Raw genomic sequence first — 6,087 nt, 5'->3', positions numbered from 1 at the left:
GCGGGCGGTGCTGGTGCGAGGGGCGCCGCGGCTCCCGGCGCGGCGGTCTGCTGGGCCCACCGCGCCTCTTGCTTGGCCGCGACCCTGGCGTGCGTGCGCGTGGCCACCGACGTGACCACGGCGGCCCTTGCCGCTGTCTTGAGCAGTCCCATGTTTTCAGTCCTTCGCGTTGTCTGATGTGTTCGGTCCAGCTCAGTCTCCGAGCGCCGTGTCGAGGTCGTCGAGGTCCACGGCGCCGACCGCGGCGAGCCGGGCGCCGCCGGCCTCGAGGTCGGCGGCCAGGCGAGCGGTCCACGAGTTCTCGTAGACGAGGACTGCGGCGGACGACGAGGCGTCCACGAGGCCCGCGAGGGTGTGCAGGTCCTCGTCGTCGAGCAGGCCCGACCCGGCGCCGGCGAGATCTGCGAGCCGTTCGTCTCCGCCGAGCTCTGCTGTGTCGAGGATGACCAGGTCTCCTTGCTCGTCGTGCCGCACGAACTCGATGTCGAGCACGCGGATCGTGTCGTTCCTACTGAGCTCGAGGACGGACTCGAAGCCTTCGCCGGTCAGCTGCCCGTCCGGGAACTCGATGACGAGGAAGTCGACGGGACCGAGCAGGTCCGCCGTGGTGTGGTCGTTCATGCGTAGCCGCTCCTTGCTGCTGGCGAACCGGCTCGACGCAGGGACGAGTGGACCGCTTTGACTCTCGGGTTGGGTGACTGGCAACCGCGCGCGCGTCCCTTGGACGAGTCCCGGGCCGATGCCGCTCGAAGTCTTTGGCCGAACAATAGCGTCTCCCGCGCAGGAAGGGGGCTGCGCGGCCTCGACGCCCCTGAGGGACATTTCGGCGCGGGACACGAGGCCTTGGATGCGGCCCAGACCACGGGCCTCCCGGGCAGAATTGCGCCAAGGTCTGCACCGGCTCCCGAGGAGGTCATGTGACGAACGACGCATCCGCTGGCCCACCGCCGGATCGCCATGTCTCGACCGGGCACCTGCCGCCGACACCTGTAGTGGTCGACCTCGTGACCGAGGCATTCACCCGCTACCGGCTCGTGTCGGAAGGGATCGTGTCCCAAGTCTACCCGGTCCTTGCCCAGGCCGACCCGGGCCTGTTCGGGCTCAGCGTCGTGGGGGTCGACGGGAGTGCCGAGGAGATCGGTGATGCCACCGTCCCGTTCACCATCATGAGCGTGGCCAAGCCCTTCGTCTTCGCCCTCGTCAGCCAGGCCGTCGGCTTCGAGCACGTGCGCCGCATCGTGGGGGTCAACGCGACGGGGCTGCCGTTCAACTCGGTCGAGGCCGTCGACCGAGACCCGTCGGGTCGGACCAACCCCATGGTCAACTCCGGTGCGATCGCCACGACGAGCCTCATGCCCGGGGCGACGCACGAGGTCCGGTGGGCGGCCATCGTCGACGGGCTCTCACGGTTCGCCGGTCGCCGGCTCGCGCTGGACGAGGCCGTGCTCGAGTCCGCCTCGCGGACCAACCTGCGCAACCGTGCCGTGGCGGCCCTGCTGCACAGTGTCGGAGCGCTGCCCGGCGACCCGAGCGCCGCGACAGACCTCTACACCCGGCAGAGCTGCCTGAGCGTGACCGCACACGACCTCGCGGTCATGGGCGCGACGCTCGCCGACGGTGGCGTCAACCCGGTCACGAGGGAGCGGGTCGTCGAGCCCGACATCGCCCGGGTGACTCTCGCGGTCATGACGATCGCCGGGCTCTACGAGACCTCCGGTGACTGGCTGCTCGACGTCGGGATGCCCGGCAAGAGCGGCATCGGCGGTGGCATCGTCACCGTGTCCCCGGGCAAGGGAGCCTTCGGCACGTTCTCGCCCCCGCTCGACCCCGCCGGCAACAGCGTCCGGGGACAGCTCGCGGCCCGCTTCCTCACCCGCGGCCTCGGGCTCGACATCCTCGCGTCCGAGGCCGCTGGGGTGCCCCCCGATGAGGCCATGACGCAAAGGCCGTCGTTCCCCGAGTCCTTTCGGGGGGTGTGGTCTACGTGTCTGCCTGCCATCCCTCCCATCCCTGCCCTTCCTGCTGCCTCGCGCGCGAGGAGAGCCGGCTCCGGAAGGGGGCGAGCGGCATACCGACACGTGGGCGTCTGGAATGGGTGGCTTGACACCGCCTGTTACGGTCATGGCGCGTCCACGTCGGAGCAGCGACGAATCCGCTGCACGTGAGATGCAGGAAGCAGAAGGAATGCGCATGGCTGCAGGCAAGGGCCGCAAGCTCGTCATCGTCGAGTCACCCGGCAAGGTGAAGTCGATCGCCGCCTATCTCGGGGGCGACTTCGAGGTAGAGGCGTCCGTGGGCCACATCCGCGACCTGCCCAACCCGTCCGAGCTGCCGGCAGACATGAAGAAGGGCCCGTTCGGCAAGTTCGCCGTCGATGTCGAGCACGACTTCGCCCCCTACTACGTCGTCGATGCGGACAAGAAGAAGAAGGTCGCCGAGCTCAAGCGCAAGCTCAAGGACGCGAGCGAGCTCTATCTGGCCACCGACGAGGACCGGGAGGGCGAGGCGATCGCCTGGCACCTGCTCGAGGCGCTCTCACCGCGGGTACCCGTCAAGCGCATGGTGTTCCACGAGATCACCCGGGAGGCGCTGCAGCGTGCGGTCAACGAGACCCGCGAGATCGATACGGCCCTGGTCGACGCGCAGGAGACCCGCCGCATCCTCGACCGGCTCTACGGCTACGAGGTCAGCCCGGTGCTGTGGCGCAAGGTGCGCCAGGGCCTGTCGGCCGGCCGCGTGCAGTCGGTCGCCACCCGCATGGTCGTCGAGCGCGAACGCGAGCGGATGGCCTTCGTGCGGTCGAGCTACTGGGACGTCGAGGGCGAGTTCACGCCCAGCGACGCGGCGCAGCGGTTCACCGCGCGGCTCTCTCAGGTTGACGGCCAGCGCGTGGCCACCGGTCGCGACTTCGCCGACTCGGGCGAGCTGACGGCCAAGAACGTGGCGCATCTCGACGAGGCGCTCGCGAACCGCATCGCGGTGGCCTGCCGCACCCTGTCCGCACGGGTGACCGACGTTCAGGAGAAGCCCTACACGCGCCGCCCGTCGGCGCCGTTCACCACCTCGACCCTCCAGCAGGAGGCCTCACGCAAGCTGCGGCTCAGCAGCAAGAACGCCATGCGGGTGGCCCAGCGGCTCTACGAGGGCGGCTACATCACCTACATGCGCACCGACTCGACGACCCTGTCGGACGCGGCGCTGACCGCAGCGCGCAGCCAGGCCCGCGACATGTATGGCGCCGAGTACGTCCCCGACGCCCCACGCCGCTACGAGCGCAAGGTCAAGAACGCCCAGGAGGCGCACGAGGCGATCCGCCCGGCCGGTGACCGGTTCCGCACCCCGGCCCAGGTCGCCGGGGAGCTGCGCGGTGAGGAGTTCGCCCTCTACGACCTGATCTGGAAGCGGACCATCGCCTCGCAGATGGCCGACGCCCGCGGCTCGACCGCGACCGTGCGCCTCGCCGTCGACACGGGGCTGGAAGGCGCCGAGACCGTGGAGTTCAGCGCCTCCGGCACGGTCATCACGTTCAAGGGCTTCCTCGCCGCCTACGAGGAGGGCCGCGACGACGACGCAGCCGCCCGCGCGCAGGCCGCGCAGCAGGAGCGGAGGCTGCCGAAGCTCTCCGTCGGTGTCGCTCTCGAGGTGATCCGCGCCGAGGCCGAGGGCCACGAGACAACCCCGCCGGCCCGGTACACCGAAGCCACGCTCGTCAAGGCCATGGAGGAGAAGGGGATCGGCCGCCCGTCCACGTATGCGGCGACCCTCGGGACGATCCAGGACCGGGGCTACGTCTACACGCGCGGGCAGGCGCTCGTGCCGACCTGGCTCGCCTTTGCCGTGACGCGGCTGCTCGAGGAGCACTTCACCGAGCTGGTCGACTACGAGTTCACCGCCTCGATGGAGGAGGACCTCGACCGGATCGCGAACGGCGACCTCGGCAGGGTCGACTGGCTGCGCCGGTTCTACTTCGGCGAAGAGGCCTCCACGGCAGAGGGACTCAAGGAGCTCGTCGACGACCTCGGCGAGATCGACGCGCGAGAGATCTCCACGATCCCGATCGGTGACGGGGTCGTGGTGCGCGTCGGCCGCTACGGCCCCTACGTGGAGGAGACACAGGGGACTCCGTCCCCCGCAGACCCCCTGACGGGTCAGGACGCTACCGGCGCGCCGGAGGCGGTTCGTTCCCCCGAGGCCGGGACAGACTCCTCCGTCGCGCCTCGTCGGGCGACGATCAACGACGACATCCCGCCCGACGAGATGACCCCCGCCAAGGCCCGCGAGCTGCTCGAGCAGGCTGCCGACGACGGACGGGTCCTGGGCCGCGACCCGCACAGCGGTCACGAGATCGTCGCCAAGGCCGGGCGCTACGGCCCCTATGTCAGCGAGGTGCTGCCCGAGGAGCCGACTCCCGCCGAGGGTGCCCCGAAGACACGTGCCAAGAAGGCCGCCAAGCCCAAGCCTCGCACTGCCTCGCTCTTCAAGGACATGGACCTCGCGACGGTCGACCTCGACGCCGCGCTCAAGCTGCTCAGCCTGCCGCGCGTCGTCGGCACCGATGCCGAGGGCCTCGAGATCACCGCCCAGAACGGGCGCTACGGCCCCTACCTCAAGAAGGGCACCGACTCCCGGTCGCTCGCGAGCGAGCAGCAGCTCTTCGACATCACTCTCGAGGAGGCGCTCGCGATCTACGCCCAGCCGAAACAGCGTGGCCGCGCCGCCGCGGCGGCGCCGCTCAAGGAGCTCGGCACCGACCCGGCGAGCGGCAAGCCGGTCGTGGTCAAGGACGGCCGCTTCGGCCCCTACGTCACCGACGGCGAGACCAACGCGACCCTGCGCAAGGACGACGACCCCGCGACGATCACGCCGGAACGCGGCTACGAGCTGCTCGCCGAGAAGCGCGCCAAGGGCCCGACGACGCGGCGCCGCACGACCACGAAGGCGGCCGGGAAGGCCACGAGGAAGACGGCAGCGAAGCGCTCGTAAGCCCTTGGTACGCAAGCGAGCTGAGCGGCATCCGCCAAGCTGGGGGTATGCCGCTCAGCCGGCTCCTGGGCATCTCCCCAGTTGGTGGGGTGGTTGGGTGAGAGGCTGGACCCCATGTCGACGATCGTCTTCGTGCACGCCCACCCCGACGACGAGGCCTCGCAGTCCGCGTGTTCGATGGCCCGGGCGGTGCACGAGGGGCACCGGGTCGTGCTCGTCATCGCGACGAACGGCGACCACGGTGAGGCGGCACCGGATCTCGCGGCAGGGGAGACGGTCGTCATACGCCGACGGCGGGAGGCCGAGGCGTCGGCTGCCGCGATCGGCACGCACCGGCTCGTCTGGCTCGGGTATGCCGACTCGGGGATGACCGGCTGGGCCCAGAACGAACACCCCGATGCCTTCGTCCGGGCCGACGTCGAGCGGGCGGCCGACCGGCTGGCCGAGGTGCTGCGCGAGGAGGCGGCCGACGTCGTCGTCGGCTACGACTGGCACGGCGGCTACGGGCACCCCGACCACGTCCGGTCGCACCGGGTGACGAGGCGGGCGGCCGAGCTGGCGGGCACGTCGCGCTACCTCGAGGGGACGATGAACCGGGATGCGGTGGTGCGCAACTTCGAGGCTGCCCGGGCGGCGGGTCTCGAGGTGGGCGACTGGGACCCGACCGGACCGATGGACGACGGCAACCCGATGGGGACGCCCGAGGCGGAGCTGCACTGGGCCTGCGACCTGCGCGACTGGGTCGAGGTCAAGCGGCGGGCGCTGCAGGCTCATGCCAGCCAGACGAGCGACGTGGGGATGATGCTGGCGATCCCGGAGGAGGCCTTCCGCGAGCAGTTCGGCTGGGAGTTCTACGTCGAGCCGGGGCGGCCTGCGGGGATGGTGGTCGGCTGGTTCCTCGATGCCGACCGGAAGCACCCCTGATCGAGAGTGCAGCACTTCCGATCGAGAGTGCAGCAGTCCTGATCGACAGTGCAGCAGTCCGCATCGAGAGTGCAGCACTTCCGATCGAGAGTGCAGCACTTCCGATCGAGAGTGCAGTACTTCCGATCGAGAGTGCAGCACTTCCGATCGAGAGTGCAGCACTTCCGATCGAGAGTGCAG

Annotated in this window: 4 protein-coding genes; 3 read left to right on the top strand and 1 reads right to left on the bottom strand. The window is 70.1% G+C overall.

Annotated features, from left to right (window positions below; translation table 11 throughout):
- Nucleotides 1-192 precede the first annotated feature (192 nt).
- The gene (locus L0H79_RS19940; protein ID WP_301486388.1) at nucleotides 193-621 is read right to left on the bottom strand and encodes a DUF6325 family protein; all 429 of its coding nucleotides are present in this window, start codon (nucleotides 619-621) and stop codon (nucleotides 193-195) included.
- 296 nt (nucleotides 622-917) lie between these two features.
- Here L0H79_RS19940 and glsA point away from each other — a divergent pair, with 296 nt between their 5' ends.
- The 3 genes from glsA (at nucleotide 918) to L0H79_RS19925 (ending at nucleotide 5,907) form a co-directional block, all read left to right on the top strand.
- Nucleotides 918-2,165, top strand: coding sequence for a glutaminase A (gene glsA, locus L0H79_RS19935; protein ID WP_301486387.1), 1,248 nt, complete (start codon nucleotides 918-920; stop codon nucleotides 2,163-2,165).
- 25 nt (nucleotides 2,166-2,190) lie between these two features.
- Complete coding sequence (topA, locus tag L0H79_RS19930; protein WP_301486386.1) at nucleotides 2,191-4,983, top strand: type I DNA topoisomerase; 2,793 nt, start codon at nucleotides 2,191-2,193, stop codon at nucleotides 4,981-4,983.
- Between the two features lie 114 nt (nucleotides 4,984-5,097).
- The gene (locus tag L0H79_RS19925; protein ID WP_301486385.1) at nucleotides 5,098-5,907 is read left to right on the top strand and encodes a PIG-L family deacetylase; all 810 of its coding nucleotides are present in this window, start codon (nucleotides 5,098-5,100) and stop codon (nucleotides 5,905-5,907) included.
- Nucleotides 5,908-6,087: the final 180 nt, after the last annotated feature.

This window comes from Intrasporangium sp. (assembly GCF_030452765.1).
Lineage (GTDB): Bacteria > Actinomycetota > Actinomycetes > Actinomycetales > Dermatophilaceae > Intrasporangium_A.
The sequence above is the reverse complement of the archived record's forward strand: the minus strand, read 5'-3'. Positions and strand labels throughout refer to the sequence as shown.

Bases quoted from the DNA above. Each gene is read 5' to 3' on its own strand.
- L0H79_RS19940 (WP_301486388.1), bottom strand. From the start codon at position 621: ATGAACGACCACACCACGGCGGACCTGCTCGGTCCCGTCGACTTCCTC.
- topA (WP_301486386.1), top strand. From the start codon at position 2,191: ATGGCTGCAGGCAAGGGCCGCAAGCTCGTCATCGTCGAGTCACCCGGC.
- L0H79_RS19925 (WP_301486385.1), top strand. From the start codon at position 5,098: ATGTCGACGATCGTCTTCGTGCACGCCCACCCCGACGACGAGGCCTCG.